Source organism: Pseudomonas sp. S1_E05 (assembly GCF_056337105.1).
Map to the genome: position 1 here is coordinate 5,191,924 of NZ_JBFRHM010000001.1, position 14,846 is coordinate 5,206,769.

The 14,846-nt window shown below is 61.0% G+C and carries 11 protein-coding genes and 1 pseudogene; 2 read left to right on the forward strand and 10 right to left on the reverse strand.

Annotated elements, in window-relative coordinates; translation table 11 throughout:
* Positions 1 to 72: 72 nt before the first annotated feature.
* From AB4N33_RS23950 to AB4N33_RS23980, 7 genes and pseudogenes are all read right to left on the reverse strand, one after another.
* Positions 73 to 252: a hypothetical protein gene (locus AB4N33_RS23950; protein WP_460120230.1), complete on the reverse strand. Its 180-nt coding sequence runs from the start codon at positions 250 to 252 to the stop codon at positions 73 to 75.
* Positions 249 to 1,379, reverse strand: a complete 1,131-nt coding sequence (locus AB4N33_RS23955) for a PepSY-associated TM helix domain-containing protein (RefSeq protein ID WP_476458386.1) — start codon at positions 1,377 to 1,379, stop codon at positions 249 to 251. Before AB4N33_RS23955 ends, AB4N33_RS23950 begins: the two co-directional genes overlap by 4 nt.
* Before the next feature lie 68 nt (positions 1,380 to 1,447).
* Positions 1,448 to 3,856, reverse strand: coding sequence for a TonB-dependent siderophore receptor (locus AB4N33_RS23960; RefSeq protein WP_476458387.1), 2,409 nt, complete (start codon positions 3,854 to 3,856; stop codon positions 1,448 to 1,450).
* A 189-nt stretch (positions 3,857 to 4,045) separates the two neighbouring features.
* Positions 4,046 to 5,017, reverse strand: coding sequence for a FecR domain-containing protein (locus AB4N33_RS23965; protein WP_476458388.1), 972 nt, complete (start codon positions 5,015 to 5,017; stop codon positions 4,046 to 4,048).
* Positions 5,014 to 5,532: an RNA polymerase sigma factor gene (locus tag AB4N33_RS23970; protein WP_460120238.1), complete on the reverse strand. Its 519-nt coding sequence runs from the start codon at positions 5,530 to 5,532 to the stop codon at positions 5,014 to 5,016. The genes AB4N33_RS23965 and AB4N33_RS23970 overlap by 4 nt, the downstream gene beginning before the upstream one ends.
* Before the next feature lie 222 nt (positions 5,533 to 5,754).
* Positions 5,755 to 6,462: a 3'-5' exonuclease gene (locus AB4N33_RS23975; protein ID WP_476458389.1), complete on the reverse strand. Its 708-nt coding sequence runs from the start codon at positions 6,460 to 6,462 to the stop codon at positions 5,755 to 5,757.
* Positions 6,459 to 8,392 (reverse strand): annotated as a pseudogene (locus AB4N33_RS23980) (putative nucleotidyltransferase substrate binding domain-containing protein). The gene AB4N33_RS23975 and the pseudogene AB4N33_RS23980 overlap by 4 nt, the downstream one beginning before the upstream one ends.
* 259 nt (positions 8,393 to 8,651) lie before the next feature.
* On the opposite strand from AB4N33_RS23980, the gene AB4N33_RS23985 reads away from it, so the two are divergent.
* Positions 8,652 to 9,098: a response regulator gene (locus AB4N33_RS23985; RefSeq protein ID WP_460120244.1), complete on the forward strand. Its 447-nt coding sequence runs from the start codon at positions 8,652 to 8,654 to the stop codon at positions 9,096 to 9,098.
* 201 nt (positions 9,099 to 9,299) lie between these two features.
* On the opposite strand, the gene AB4N33_RS23990 is transcribed toward AB4N33_RS23985, so the two are convergent.
* Positions 9,300 to 11,477: a malate synthase G gene (locus tag AB4N33_RS23990; RefSeq protein ID WP_476458390.1), complete on the reverse strand. Its 2,178-nt coding sequence runs from the start codon at positions 11,475 to 11,477 to the stop codon at positions 9,300 to 9,302.
* A gap of 507 nt (positions 11,478 to 11,984) precedes the next feature.
* Here AB4N33_RS23990 and AB4N33_RS23995 point away from each other — a divergent pair.
* On the forward strand, positions 11,985 to 12,503 hold the full coding sequence (locus AB4N33_RS23995) for a glycine cleavage system transcriptional repressor (RefSeq protein WP_476458391.1): 519 nt from the start codon (positions 11,985 to 11,987) through the stop codon (positions 12,501 to 12,503).
* A gap of 216 nt (positions 12,504 to 12,719) precedes the next feature.
* Here AB4N33_RS23995 and rarD read toward each other — a convergent pair whose 3' ends face one another.
* Together rarD and AB4N33_RS24005 are read right to left on the reverse strand one after the other, a co-directional pair.
* Positions 12,720 to 13,607 (reverse strand): EamA family transporter RarD, encoded by an 888-nt coding sequence (gene rarD / locus AB4N33_RS24000; protein WP_460140779.1) that lies wholly within the window; start codon positions 13,605 to 13,607, stop codon positions 12,720 to 12,722.
* A gap of 195 nt (positions 13,608 to 13,802) precedes the next feature.
* Positions 13,803 to 14,777, reverse strand: a complete 975-nt coding sequence (locus AB4N33_RS24005; RefSeq protein WP_460140780.1) for a serine/threonine protein kinase — start codon at positions 14,775 to 14,777, stop codon at positions 13,803 to 13,805.
* Between the last annotated feature and the right edge of the window lie 69 nt (positions 14,778 to 14,846).

The window sequence follows — 14,846 nt, forward strand, 5'->3', positions numbered from 1 at the left end:
TGGGTGTGTCAGCCAGCATTGCTATCAACTGATACACCGCATCGCGAGCAAGCTCGCTCCTACAGGGGGCGGTTAGTGTCGACGCAGCAGGCCGCGCAGGGCCAGGGCGGCGGGAATGCCCAAGCCGAGCCAGCTCAGCGCATCCCAGGCGCCGTCGCCGAGCAACGCGGCAAACAACCCTGCGGCGGTCAGCAAGGCGATCACCGTGGGCGTGGCGAAGACTTTCCAGAAGTTCGATTGCCGGGGCCTCATGCGCTGGCCTCGGCTTTTTCCAAGACGGGTTTGGCGGCCTTGCGCCGCACTACCCACAGGTAAACACCGCTGCCGAGCACGATGATGGTCAGCACGTCGAGGGTGGCCCAGAGGATTTTCATCGGCATGCCGCCGTAATCACCGAAGTGCAGAGGCTGCGACATGCCCATGGCGTCCATGTACCAGGGGCGCTCGACCACGGCGGTGACCTCAAGATTGCTGGCGTCGATCAGGATTGGCGTCAACAGGTGCGAGGTCAGGTGCGTGCTGCCTTTCATGAACACCGCGTAATGGTGCTCACTGGAAAAACGCGTACCGGGGAAGGCGATGAAATCCGGACGCATGCCGGGTGCCGCCTCACGGGCGATGTCGAGCAGGCGGGTGGCCGGGGCCAGTTGGGTCAGCGGCGGCGCATCGCGGTACGGCGCGATCATCGTGCTGAGCGTGTCGTTGCGCCATTGGGCGATGAGCAAGTCGGCGCAGGCGCTGATGACGCCGGTAACGCCCACCACCAGCGCCCAGGTCAGAGTGACCACGCCTATCAGGTTGTGCAGGTCGAGCCAACGCAGGCGGGTGGATTTGTCCTGGCGCACGGTGGCGAATTTCAACCGTCGCATGAACGGCAGGTACAACACCGTCCCGGAGACAATCGCCACCACGAACAGGATGCCCATGAACGCCAGCAACAGCTTGCCCGGCAAGTCGGCAAACATGTCCACGTGCAGGCGCAGCATGAACATCATGAAACCGCCGTTGGCCGACGGCATTTCCAGCGCTTGCCCGGTGCGGGCGTCGAGCATGAACGTGTGCGACGAGTTGGGCTCGGTGCCAGCGGTGGCTGCCATGATCGCAATGGCGCCATTGGGTTCGTCTTCGTCGAAGCCGAAATACTGCATGACTTCGCCGGGACGGTGTTTTTCTGCTGCCTGCACCAATTGCTGCAAATTAAGCTGCGGCGTATCGGCCGGCATGACCTTCAACTCCGGCGCGTCACCCAGCAGATGATCGATCTCGTGATGGAAGATCAACGGCAGTCCGGTGAGCGCCAGCATCAGCAGGAACACGGTGCAGATCAGGCTGGTCCAGGTGTGGACGAAGGACCAGCGGCGGATTGTTTTGCTTTTCATAACCCATCCAAATGCCAAAAGGTCACGGCTGACCGTGACCCCTGGGTGGTTGCGCACCGCTCAGTGGCTTACCACTTGTAGTTCACGCCCGCGATGACGTTACGTTCGTCGCCGTAGTAGCACCACGTGCCATCACAGGTCGACAGATAATCCTTGTTGAACAGGTTCTTCGCGGTGACATCCACCGAGATCCCTGCCAGCGCCGGGTTCAGGCGGCTCAAGTCGTAATGCACGGCGGCATCGTAAACGGTGTAGGAACCTACATGACCGTTGGCGGTGTTAGCGGTGTTGCCGTAAGTGTCGCCGACATAACGCACGCCAGCCCCTACGCCGAACCCGTCGAGCACGCCCGCGTGCCACGTGTAGTCGGACCACAACGAGGCCTGGTTACGCGGGACCAGTTTCATCCGGTTGCCCTTATCGTCGCCCTTGAGGATCTCGGTATCGGTGTAGGTGTAGGAACCCACCAGTTTCAGGTTGTCGGTCACGTCGGACGTGGCTTCAAGCTCAATACCGCGCACTTTCAGCTCGCCGATCTGGCTGGTGACGTTGTTCTGCGAAACCGATACGTTTTCCTGGCGCAGGTCGAACGCGGCAGCGGTGAGCAGGGTGCGGCTGCCCGGCGGCTGGTACTTCACGCCGATCTCGGTCTGCTTGCCTTCAGTGGGCTTGAATCCCTCGGTCGCACGGGCGTCGGCACCCATCGACGGCTGGAACGACTCCGTGTAGGAAATGTAGGGGGTGATACCGGAGTCAAACACATAGCTCAGGCCGGCATTACCGCTGAAGGCCTTGTCGCGCTGGGTGTTGGTCGCATCGTTCTGGTTGTTGAATGTCGTCGCGCTGTGAATCCAGTCCTCACGGCCACCCAAGGTCAGGCGCCATTTGTCCAAGGAAATCTGGTCCTGAGCATAGAGGCCGGTCTGGTTGGTCTTCTGGTTGTAGTCGTAGAACGTGGCGTAGGAAACATTTGAGAAGTCCGCACCACGAATCGGGTGAATCACGTTGCTGGTTGGCGCAGTGCCTTCCAGCCATTTGTAGTTGGTGTTGGTGCGCTGGTGATCCAGGCCCAGCAGGACGACGTGGCTTAGCGCACCGGTCTGGAAGTCAGCCTGAAGGTTGTTGTCGACGGCGAACTGGCTGATGTCCTCGTCGACCTTGTCGACCAAGCGGCTCAGGGTGCCGTCCGGCGCTACGACGTCACCGAAGGACGCGTAGGCTTGCTGGAAGGACAGATCGCTTTTGGTATAGCGCAGGTTCTGTTTGAACTGCCAGACATCGTTCAGGCGATGGTCGAAGGCGTAGCCCAGGGCGTAGTAGGTGCGATCATAGTGATCGGAGTCCGGATCACCCAGGTTCTTGTGGTGGGAAATTTTCGCCCCGGCCGGCGAGGCCAGCTTGGTGCCTTGCAATGGCAGGAATTGACCGCTGACCCCGGTATCGTCGCGAGTGAACTGCGAGAGGAATGTCAGGTGCGTGTCATCGTCGACATTCCAGGTCAGGCTCGGTGCCAAGTTATAGCGCTTGTCATCGGTGTGGTCGACCGGCATACCGCTGTCACGCACCACGCCGTCGACGCGGTAGAGAAACTGACCTTCGTCATCGATCTTGCCGGTGCTGTCGAAGCTCATCTGCTTGCGGTTATTGCTGCCCACTTCAGCGCGCACTTCGTGGCTGGCAATGGCATCTGGACGGCGGCTGACCATATCGAGCATGCCGCCCGGTGGAGTCTGGCCGTATACCGAAGAGGCAGGCCCGCGCAGGAGCGTGATGCGTTCCAGGTCCCAGGTTTCGGCCTTGGGGTTGGCGTAGGAACCTTTTGGCAGCGGCAGGCCATCAAGGAACTGGGTCGGTTCGAAGCCACGCACGCGCAGCCAGTCGGCCCGCGAGTCGCTGCCGTAGCTACTGGCGATCACGCCTGGCATGTAACGCACGGCGTCATCGAGATTCTGCACGCCACGATCTTCCATCTGCGCGCGGGTGATCACCGACATCGAGCGTGGTGCTTCGACAATGGGCGTATCGGTTTTTGTGCCGGCAGCCGTACGGGTAGCCACATATCCCTCGACCGGCCCCCAAGCGTTTTCGGTGTTCTCGACACCGATGATCGCCGTTTCCGGCAGCGCCATCACACCCTCAGGTGCGGCCACAAGGCTGTAGGTGCCGGTGCCGCTCTGTTCCAGTTGCAAACCGGTGCCACGCAGGGCAGCGCGCAAGGCGCCAACGGCGTCGTACTGGCCGCTGACCGGAGCCGATGTCTTTCCCGCCGCCAGGGAAGGGTTCAACGCGAGGGCAAGGCCCGACTGGCTGGCGATCTGGTTCAGGGTGCTGGCCAAAGGCGCAGCCGGCAGGTTATAGGCGCGAACGCTGGACGCTTGCTCAGCGGCGATCAGTTGGCTGCTGGCCAGCGGGGTACAGAGGGCAATGGCTACCGCCAGCAAACTGGGGCGCAACAAGGTGTCGAGCGAACGGGACATGGGATGGCTCCTGAAAGGGAATACTTCTCAATTGCCTGTGTGCCGAACGAGATGTGCAAAGTGATAGGGGTGGATGAAAATAATTTTTATTCAGAGGGTTCGGTGGGGCTGATAGGCCGCCATCGCGGGCAAGCCCGCTCCTACAGGGGCTTGCCCGCGATGGCGCCGCCCTTTCAGACGCCAACGCTCTCAAGGCTTCGCATCGGCCTTCGCCACCGTCACCCACCAAGCCGTGCGCTGCTCGATCTGCACCGGCAACGTCGGCAGCAGGGCGCTCAACGCCAGGTCGGTGTCGTTCAACGGAAAGCTGCCGGTAATCCGCAAATCTGCCACTTCCGGCGCGACCCCAAGGTGCCCACGACGGTAGCGACCCAGTTCATGTACCAGGTCCTCCAGGCGTGCGTTGTCCACCACCAGCATGCCCCGGGTCCAGGCGTCGGCGCCGAGGTCCAGCGCGGCGATCGGCCCCAGGCCGTTGCTGCGCATCAGCACTTGCTGGCCTTCCTGCAGAATCTGTTCGTCGGGGCTGGACTCGGGATGCGCCGCCACGGCGGACTTCAACACGCTCAGGCGCGTGCCTTCCTCTTCGCGCTTGACCAGGAAGCGCGTCCCCAGTGCACGCATGCTGCCTTCACGGGTTTCGACGATGAACGGCCGGGCGTCGCCGTGACCCGTCTCGACGAGGATTTCGCCGTCCTGAAGTATTACCCGCCGTTGCTTCTCGTCGAAGCGCACATCCACCGCGCTGTGGGTGTTGAGGTTGATCACGGTGCCGTCGCTCAGGCGCAAGGTGCGTTGCTCGCCGGTGGCGGTACGTTGATCGGCCAGCCAGTAATCGACTGGCAGGTAGCGCTCACCGGCGAACAGCGCCAGGCCGATGACCGCTACGACGGTTGCCAGGCCATTGCCCAGCTTGCGCACCCGCCGTCGAATGCCTTCGCGTGATTGCAGCAACGCGGTGCGCGCCGGCCCGCTGACCACGCTGAAACGCTGATCGAGCATGCCCAGCTGGCGCCAGGCGCGGGCGTGTTCCTCGTGAGCGGCGTGCCACTTGGCGAACTCTTCGCGCTCCACCGGGTTGGCCGAGTCCAGCGACAATTGCCAGGCAATCGCCGCGTCCAGCACCTGTGCCGAGACGGGTCTGGAGCTGGCCGGGGTCATACGGGCTCCCCGTATAAGGCGATGTAGCACTGGCGAATGCCTTGGGCCAGGTATTGGCGCACCCGTGGCACCGAAACGCCGAGGCGCTGGGCGATTTCTGCGTGGCTCAAGCCGTCGAGACGGTTGTAGAGAAACGCCGCTCGGGCCTTGCTCGACAGCTTGCCGAGCAGACGGTCGATGTTTTTCAGGTCTTCGAGGATCATTTGCTGTTCTTCCGCCGAAGGGTGTTCTTCTTCGGGAATCAGCATCAATTCGGTGAGGTAGGCCTGTTCCAGCGCGGCCCGTCGGAAGTAGTCGAACAGCAGGCCCTTGGCGATCGCCACCAGGAACGCCCGGGGTTCGCGCGGCGCTGTCAGTTCCTCGCGGCCCAGCAAGCGTACGAAGGTGTCCTGGCTCAGGTCCTCGGCCCGCTGCGGGCAGGCGACGTTGCGCCGAAGCCAGGCCAATAGCCAACTGCGATGGTCACGATACAACGCACCGACGAGTTCACTTTGAGGGCTGGGGACTGACGCCACGACGCATCACCGATTAAGAAGTATTAACTAACGAGAATTGTTCGCGATTGTGGCAGAGGCGCGGGAGGGAAGCAATTGGCCGCTGGTCGGCTGGTGGACAAGGCGATGGACCGCGTTATCGTTCATCGCGGGCAAGCCCGCTCCCACAAGGGACCCACGAACACCACCCATCACCTGTAGGAGCGGGCTTGCCCGCGATGGCGCCCGATTAGGCGCCGCAGATCAAAACGACGGCGAATTCTGCCGCCGTTTCCACTGGCTCAACCGCTGGTGCAGGTTCAACGGGCTATGAATCTGTTGCTGACGCGCCCGGCTGAACAGGATCAGAGCCAGTTCGGCGGTGGCCAGCGCATCGGCACTGGCGTTGTGGCGTTCGATCACTTCGAGCTTGAACCAATTGATCCACTCATCCAGGCCGGCCTCGCGAATGTTCGCCTGCGGGCACAGCAGCGGCGCGATGTCGGCCACGTCCAGAAACGGATGCTGCAACTTGTACCCCAGATGATCTTTCAGCGCGCGCCCGAGCATGTGCTGGTCAAAGGGCGCATGGAACGCCAGCAGCGGACTGTCGCCGACAAACTCCATGAACTCGATCAGTGCCTGCGCCGGATCCGTGCCGGCGGCTATCGCGCTGGGCCCCAGGCCGTGAATCAGCACACTGGGCGCCACTTTCATGTCGGCGCATTGCAGGGTGCGTTCGAACTGTTGGCTGAAATCGATGGCGCCGTCTTCGATCACCACGGCGCCGATGGACAGCACACGGTCCTTGTTCAGGTTCAGTCCAGTGGTTTCCAGGTCCACCACCACCCAGCGCTGTTCGCGCAGGCTGCACTCACCCAGCGCGGCCTCCACCGGCAAGTCCTTGAGGCGTTGCTGCAGTTGGCCAGATAACATCGGACCTGCCGGGCGCAGCCAGGAAAACAGACTCATAGTTGATACCGCAGGGTCAGGCTGCTTTGCAGGCGTTGTGCCTGGCGCAGGGACTCACGCAGGATCCGGCGGTCCAGGTGGTTGAGGCTGTCGGGATCGACCCGGTTGGAGTAGGGCAGGTTCTCCCGCGTCTGTCGCTGATGTTGCTGCATGCGGGTTTGCTGAATGAAGTGGTACGCCTCTTCGTAGGCCGCGCCATCGAGCTGATCGATCACCTGCTTTTCCACCAGTTGACGAAAACGCTCTAGGGTATTGTTTGCCTCGATGCCGTGGGCCAATGCGAGCAATCGAGCGCCCTCGACGAACGGCCCCAGCCCTTGGACCTTCAGGTCCAGCGTGGCTTTCTCGCCATTCTTGCGCGCCAGCACGAACTCGCGGAACCGTCCTACGGGCGGGCGATTGCGCAGGGCGTTTTCGGCCATCATGCGCTGGAACAGACGATTGTCGGCGACCTGGTCGAGAACTCCCCGACGCAATTGATCGCAGCTTTGCTCGTCGCCCCAGACCACCCGCAGGTCGAAATAGATGCTGGAGCCCAGCAGGTTCTCCGGCGTCGCTTCACGGATGAACGCCGAAAAGCGGCGCGCCCATTCGGCGCGAGACAGGCACAGCTCGGGGTTGCCGGCCATGATGTTACCCTTGCACAGGGTGAAGCCGCACAACGCCAGGCTCTGGTTGATGTGTTGCGCGATGGGCAGCAGCTTGCCGCGAATCTCGGCGGCGTGCGCCGCATCACGGGCTTCGAAGAGGATGCCGTTGTCCTGGTCGGTGTGCAGCGTCTGCTCGCGACGGCCTTCGCTGCCGAAGCACAACCAACTGAACGGCACGCCGGGGTCGCCTTTTTCGGCGAGCGTCAGTTCGATGACCCGGCACACGGTGTGATCGTTGAGCAGGGTGATGATGTGGGTGATCTGGGTCGACGACGCGCCATGGGCGAGCATGCGCTCCACCAGCTGGCCGATCTCGCCGCGCAGCACCACCAGGTTTTCCACGCGCTGGGCACTGCGGATGGTGCGAGCCAGGTGCACCAGATCGACCCGTTGCAGGGAGAACAGATCACGCTCCGACACCACACCACACAGGCGCTGATCCTTGACCAGGCAGACGTGGGCGATGTGCCGCTCGGTCATGGCAATCGCTGCATCGAACGCGCTGTGATCCGGGCTCAGGAAGAACGGCGCGCGGGTCATGTGTCGCTCGATGGACTCGTTGAAATCGTTGGTGCCGCCTGCCACCACCTGGCGCAGGTCACGCAGGGTAAAAATTCCCTGGGGCGCCTTGTGTTCGTTGACCACCACGATGCTGCCGACCTGCTGCTCGTGCATCAACGTCACGGCTTCGCGCAGGGTGTGTCGGGGCCGCACGTCACCGGGTGACGCATGGCCAGTTCGCCCAGGCGAGTGTTGAGAGAGTACTGGGTGCCGAGGGTTTCCACGGCTTTTTGCTGGACTTGCTGGTTGACTTGGTCCAGCAGGCTGCTGACGCCACGCAGGGCAAAGTCGCGAAAGGTGGTGGACAGGGCAAACAGCTTGATGAAGGCGAGCTTGTTCAGTTGCAGGCAAAAGGTGTCTTCGGCCGCGAGGTGTTCGGTACGGGTCGCACGTTCACCCAACAGGGCGGCGAGGGGAAAGCATTCGCCGCCGGTGATTTCGAAGGTGGTTTCGGTGCCGCCCTTGGCGCTGTGGGGACGCTCACCCACCACGCGGCCCTGCTTGACGATGTAGAAATGCTCGACCGGGCCATCGGCGGGCTTGATGATGCTCTCGCCGGGCGCATAGAAACGCAGCTGACATTGTTCAACCAGGTACGCCAGGTGAGCGTGTTCCATCTGATTGAAAGGGGGGAAGCGCTGGAGGAATTGCAGGGTTCCCTGGATGTTCTGCAACACCGCGGTTTTCCCTGCCTGGGTGAAGGCGTCCGCTTTACTCATAACCATTACCGCAGTCTTTTTTGAAATTGTTGTTGTCGGATGACTCGGCCATGGTCAGCTTCTGAACGCGCAGTGCCCATTGGACGTAAGTCTAGGATGGCTTTGTGAGGTGAGATTTGGGAAAACCCTTACGAAAATCGAGGGAGAACCTATCCTTTCCCTTATAGGCAAAAAATCCGACGAAGTGCACATTAGAAGGTCTGCTCGGCGATGTCTCACCACTGTGCCAGGGAAAGAACTCGATCACTTAGAGAAAGCCATGTCCGACCACGATATTTTGAGTGACGCCGAACGCGAAGCGCTGAGTGCCGTCATGCTGGAGCCCGATTTGCCCCCGCAACGGGTGCTGATCGTCGATGACGACAAGGACGCTCGCGAGCTGTTGTCGGAAATATTGGGTTTGGATGGCATTCGCTGCATGACCGCCGCCAGCGGCGAAACGGCGCTGAAGATGCTGAGCGAAAAACCTTCGATCGGTCTGGTGATCACCGATCTGCGGATGGGGCACGTCAATGGGTTGGATTTGATCCGCCAGGTTCGCGAATCGGTACGGGCGGCGATGCCGTTCATTATTGTTTCCGGCGATGCCGACGTGAAGGACGCGATCGCCGCGATGCATTTGAGCGTGGTGGACTTCCTGCTCAAACCCATCGACACAGGCAAGTTGCTGGCGCTGGTCAAGCATGAGTTGGGGATGGAGCCCTGACCGAATCGGTACACACATTTCTGTAGGAGCGAGCATGCTCGCGATGGTCTTCAAGGCACCGTTGGGCATCAGTTTGCCAGCGTTATCGTTAACGTCCATCGCGACGGTTCGACGTTTCGACATGCTCGCTCCTACAGAAATCAAGACAGCACATACAAAAAAGCCCTGATCGACAGATCAGGGCTTTTTCATGGGCTTCAGTTACAGGCCATTGGCCGCCTTGAACTCGCGGCGACGGCGGTGCAGGACCGGCTCGGTGTAGCCGTTCGGCTGCTGCGTGCCTTCGATCACCAATTCGACCGCCGCCTGGAAGGCGATGTTGCTGTCGAAGTTCGGTGCCAGAGGGCGGTACAGCGGGTCGTTGGCATTCTGACGGTCAACCACCGGCGCCATCCGCTTGAGGCTTTCCAGTACTTGTTCCTGGGTGACGATGCCGTGACGCAGCCAGTTGGCGATGTGCTGACTGGAAATGCGCAGGGTGGCACGGTCTTCCATCAGGCCGACGTCATTGATGTCCGGCACCTTCGAGCAACCCACGCCCTGATCGATCCAACGCACCACGTAACCGAGAATGCCCTGGGCGTTGTTGTCCAGTTCGTTCTTGATCTGTTCGGCGCTCCACTGCGGGTTGACCGCCAGCGGGATGGTCAGGATGTCGTCCACCGACGCCGGCGCACGCTTGGCCAGTTCGGCCTGGCGCGCGAACACGTCGACCTTGTGGTAGTGCAGCGCATGCAACGCGGCGGCGGTTGGCGATGGAACCCAGGCGGTGTTGGCGCCGGCCATTGGGTGAGCGATTTTCTGTTCGAGCATCGCTGCCATCAGGTCAGGCATGGCCCACATGCCTTTACCGATCTGCGCACGACCTTGCAGGCCGCTGCTCAAACCGATGTCGACGTTGGAGTTCTCGTAGGCGCCGATCCATTTTTCCGCCTTCATGTCCGCCTTGCGCACCATCGGGCCGGCTTCCATGGAGGTGTGGATTTCATCGCCCGTGCGGTCGAGGAAACCGGTGTTGATGAACACGACGCGCTCGCTGGCCGCCTTGATGCAGGCCTTGAGGTTGACCGTGGTACGGCGCTCCTCGTCCATGATTCCGACTTTGAGGGTATTGCGCGGCAGGCCCAGTACGTCTTCGACGCGACCGAACAGCTCGTTGGTGAACGCTGCTTCTTCCGGACCGTGCATTTTCGGTTTGACGATGTAGACCGAGCCGGTGCGCGTGTTTTTGCGCGAAGTGTTGCCATTGAGGTTGTGCATGGCGGCCAGGCACGTCACCAAACCGTCGAGGATGCCTTCCGGCACTTCGTTGCCTTGGCTGTCGAGAATCGCATCGATGGTCATCAGGTGGCCGACGTTACGCACGAACAGCAGCGAACGACCGTGCAGGCTCAACGGGCTGCCGTCGACGGCGGTGTAGGTCCGGTCGGCGTTCATGGTGCGGGTGAAGGTCTTGCCGCCCTTGGCGACTTCTTCCGACAGGTCGCCCTTCATCAGGCCGAGCCAGTTGCGGTAGATCACCACCTTGTCATCGGCATCGACAGCAGCGACGGAGTCTTCGCAGTCCATGATGGTGGTCAGCGCGGCTTCCATCAGGATGTCTTTGACGCCGGCAGCGTCGGTCTGGCCGACGGGGGTGCTGGCATCGACCTGGATTTCGAAATGCAGGCCGTTGTTTTTCAGCAGGATTGCGATGGGTGTCGAGGCATCGCCCTGGAAACCGATCAACTGGGCATCGTTGCGCAGGCCGCTGTTGCTGCCACCTTTGAGGGCGACCAGCAGTTTGCCGTCCGCGATGCTGTAACGGGTGGCATCGACGTGGGAGCCGGCGGCGAGCGGTGCGGCCTCGTCGAGGAAGGCACGGGCGAAGGCGATGACCTTGTCGCCGCGAACCTTGTTGTAGCCTTTGCCTTTTTCCGCGCCGTCAGCTTCGCTGATGGCGTCGGTGCCGTAGAGCGCGTCGTACAGCGAACCCCAACGGGCGTTCGAGGCATTGAGCGCGAAACGGGCATTCATCACCGGCACCACGAGCTGCGGGCCGGCCATGTGGGCGATTTCTTCATCGACGTTTTGCGTCGAGACCTGGAAATCGGCCGCTTCTGGCAGCAGATAACCGATGTCTTGCAGGAACGCCTTGTAGGCCACGGCGTCGTGCGCCTGGCCTGCGCGCTCCTGGTGCCAGGCGTCGATACGAGCCTGGAAATCATCGCGTTTGGCGAGTAGGGCTTTGTTCTTCGGCGCCAGATCATGAATGACCTTGTCGGCACCGGCCCAGAACGCTTCGGCAGTCAGGCCGGTTCCGGGAATGGCTTCGTTGTTCACGAAGTCGAACAGGACTTTGGCGACCTGCAGGCCACCGACTTGAACGTGTTCAGTCATTGCTTGCCTCACTCTGCTCAGCTATTTCGCTTTTATTCTTCAAATGACAATGAAGCCTCGGCTATTTAAACCACAAACCCCTTCCCCCAGTACATGCCATTTCAGGCGGCTGGGATGGAACCGATCAACGGCTTTGAGGCCTTGCTGACAGGGCTTTGGGGGTTGCGAACGTGCCTGCGGCAGACATCGATCCAACGTTATGTAGTGCGCGCTGCGGCATACTACATGATCAATTGCGCTTGTGAAAATTAGACTAATTACGTCGTTCTGCGACCTCGTGACGCATTGCAGTCACGGCGGGGTACGGGATGTTCTCAAAAAACTTATGGATTGTTCCAGTTAAATATCTGAGTTGTACACGATTTGTTGTTCACCCTTGCTTTGGGGTGTCCCGATCCCTGTAGGAGCGGGCTTGCCCGCGATGAGGCCCGCCCAGACAACACACAACCCCCTCTTGCCTATACTTCCCTCTCAACGACAAAAATCATGACCAGAGAGGGCTGCGCCATGGACCACCTCGTACTGACTGTTTTCGCCCCAGACAAGCCCGGCCAGGTCGAGCGCATTGCTCAGTGCATCGCCGAGCAGGGTGGTAACTGGCTGGAGAGCCGCATGTCGCGCATGGCCGGGCAGTTCGCCGGGATTCTTCGGGTGGGCGTACCGGCAGAAGCCTACGACGCCTTGGTCGATGCCCTGCAAGGGTTGTCGGGCCAGGGCATTCGCGTGTTGATTGCCGAAAGCTCGATCGAACAGTCCTGCACCTGGAAGCCGATTGCGATGGAGTTGGTGGGCAATGATCGCCCCGGGATCGTGCGCGACATCACGCGCTTGTTGAGTGAACAAGGGGTGAGCCTGGAACGACTGGTTACCGAAGTGCGTCCAGCGCCCATGAGCAGTGAGCCGCTGTTCCACGCCGAGGCGATTCTCGCCGTGCCGCTGACCTTGTCACTGGATGTGCTGCAATCGCGCCTGGAAACCCTGGCGGATGACTTGATGGTGGAACTGGTTTTACGCAGCGAAACCTAAACGGCTTATCCAGTTTTAACGTGCACCTGCCTGTGGATAACCTGTAGAGACTGCCCGCCAGGCCACGTAATACGGGGGTTGGCCAGTATTGCTCAAAAAACCGCCAACATTCAGCGACTTGCGCACAAACATCGGGGATCAGGTTGTGGATAACCTTGGGAAGGATGGATGCAGGCCACGCGGAATGTGGCCTGTAGCGTTCTGTACGATTTTTGATCAACTGCGGCGGCGCAGACTTATCCACGCATCGACGCTGTAAACCGCCAGGCCCGCCCAGATGAACAGGAAGGCGACCAGCGTGGTGGATGAAAGGTGTTCGCCAAACAGCAGCACGGCTTGCAGCAGCACCAATGTCGGCGCCAGGTACTGCAGGAACCCCAGGGTGGTGTAGGGCAGGTGCCGTGCGGCAGCGTTGAAACACACCAGCGGCACCAGGGTGACCGGCCCAGCGGCGATCAGCCACCAGGCTTCATTGGTTGTCCAGAATTCGGGCTGGGCGGTCATGGCTGTCTGATTGAACAACAGCCACGCCATGGCCAGCGGTACCAGCATCCAGGTTTCCACCACCAGGCCAGGCAAGGCCTTGACCGGTGCCTGCTTGCGGATCAGGCCGTAGAAGCCGAACGTCAACGCCAGTACCAGCGAGACCCACGGCAAGCTGCCGACCTGCCACACCTGCTGCGCCACGCCGACTGCGGCCAACCCCACCGCGATCCACTGCATGCGACGCAAGCGTTCGCCGAGGATCAGCATCCCCAGCAGCACGTTCACCAGCGGGTTGATGTAGTAGCCGAGACTGGCTTCGAGCATGCGACCGTTGTTCACTGACCACACATACGTCAGCCAGTTGGCAGCGATCAGCGTGCCGCTCAGGGCAAGTATGGCCAGGCGTTTGGGGTTGTCGCGCAACTCGCGCCACCAGCCCGGGTGCTTCCAGACCAGCAGCAACAGGCTGCCGAACAGTGCTGACCAGATCGCCCGGTGGATGATGATCTCGACGGCGGGCACGCTGGCGATGGCTTTGAAGTAGATCGGGAACAAGCCCCAGATGATGTAGGCAGTCAGGCCCAGAATGTACCCGCGACGCGGGTTGGCAGCTTGCATGCAGAATCCTTGCTTAGGCAGCTAACAAAAGAGTGATTGTAAGGAAGTTTGTCTACAAATGTCCCATATACAAAGGTAGGCACATTAACTGTCGGAGCGAGCATGCTCGCGATTGCGGTGGGCCAGCCGACATTGATGCCGACTGATACACCGCAATCGCGAGCAAGCTCGCTCCTACAGGGGGTGTGGCGATGATTAGAAGAGTTTTAATGGCTCTTCGTTCAACGCCGCCAACTGCTCGCGCAACGCCAGCACCTGATCGCCCCAATACCGCTCGGTGCCGAACCACGGAAAACTGTGCGGGAATGCCGGATCGTCCCAGCGGCGGGCCAGCCACGCGCTGTAGTGCATAAGGCGCAACGCACGTAAAGGTTCGATGAGCGCGAGCTCCCGCGGGTCGAAGTCGTGAAACTCGTTGTAGCCGTCCATCAGTTCTGACAACTGCCCCAGGCAGGCCTGACGATCACCGGCAAGCATCATCCAGATGTCCTGTACCGCCGGACCCATGCGGCAATCGTCAAGGTCGACGATGTGGAAGACTTCGTCGCGACACATCATGTTGCCGGGGTGACAATCGCCATGCATGCGGATGTTCTGGTGCGGTGTGGCCTGGTAAACCTCCTCCACGCGCTTGAGCAGGTCGCGCGCCACCGACTCGTAGGCCGGCAACAGGCTTTTGGGGATGAAATGGCCTTCGAGCAATGTGTTCAGCGAATCATGACCGAAGTTCTGCGGCGCCAATGCTTCGCGGTGTTCGAACGGCTTGGTCGAGCCAACGGCGTGCAAGCGTCCGAGCAACTGGCCCAAGCGATACAGTTGATCGAGATTGCCGGGCTCGGGCGCGCGTCCGCCACGGCGTGGAAACAGGGTGAAACGAAACCCGTTGTGTTCGTGCAGGCTGGTGCCGTTGTGGATCAACGGTGCCACCACCGGCACCTCGCACTCGGCGAGTTCGAAGGTGAATTGGTGTTCTTCCAGGATCGCTTCGTTGGTCCAGCGCTGCGGACGGTAGAACTTGGCGATCAGCGGTTCCGAGTCTTCGATGCCGACTTGATAGACGCGGTTCTCGTAACTGTTGAGCGCCAGGATGCGCGCGTCGCTGAGAAAACCGATGCTTTCGACGGCATCGAGCACGAGGTCTGGGGTAAGGGTTGCAAACGGGTGGGCCATGCTGACTCCTGCGCGCAGCAGGCTGCTGCGTCCGGCCAGGCATGGTAGCGCAGACTGCCTTGCAAGGGT

Coding starts and splice junctions, on each gene's coding strand:
- AB4N33_RS23950 (WP_460120230.1), bottom strand. CDS start 252: ATGAGGCCCCGGCAATCGAACTTCTGGAAAGTCTTCGCCACGCCCACG.
- AB4N33_RS23955 (WP_476458386.1), bottom strand. CDS start 1,379: ATGAAAAGCAAAACAATCCGCCGCTGGTCCTTCGTCCACACCTGGACC.
- AB4N33_RS23960 (WP_476458387.1), bottom strand. CDS start 3,856: ATGTCCCGTTCGCTCGACACCTTGTTGCGCCCCAGTTTGCTGGCGGTA.
- AB4N33_RS23965 (WP_476458388.1), bottom strand. CDS start 5,017: ATGACCCCGGCCAGCTCCAGACCCGTCTCGGCACAGGTGCTGGACGCG.
- AB4N33_RS23975 (WP_476458389.1), bottom strand. CDS start 6,462: ATGAGTCTGTTTTCCTGGCTGCGCCCGGCAGGTCCGATGTTATCTGGC.
- AB4N33_RS23985 (WP_460120244.1), top strand. CDS start 8,652: ATGTCCGACCACGATATTTTGAGTGACGCCGAACGCGAAGCGCTGAGT.
- AB4N33_RS23990 (WP_476458390.1), bottom strand. CDS start 11,477: ATGACTGAACACGTTCAAGTCGGTGGCCTGCAGGTCGCCAAAGTCCTG.
- AB4N33_RS23995 (WP_476458391.1), top strand. CDS start 11,985: ATGGACCACCTCGTACTGACTGTTTTCGCCCCAGACAAGCCCGGCCAG.
- rarD (WP_460140779.1), bottom strand. CDS start 13,607: ATGCAAGCTGCCAACCCGCGTCGCGGGTACATTCTGGGCCTGACTGCC.
- AB4N33_RS24005 (WP_460140780.1), bottom strand. CDS start 14,777: ATGGCCCACCCGTTTGCAACCCTTACCCCAGACCTCGTGCTCGATGCC.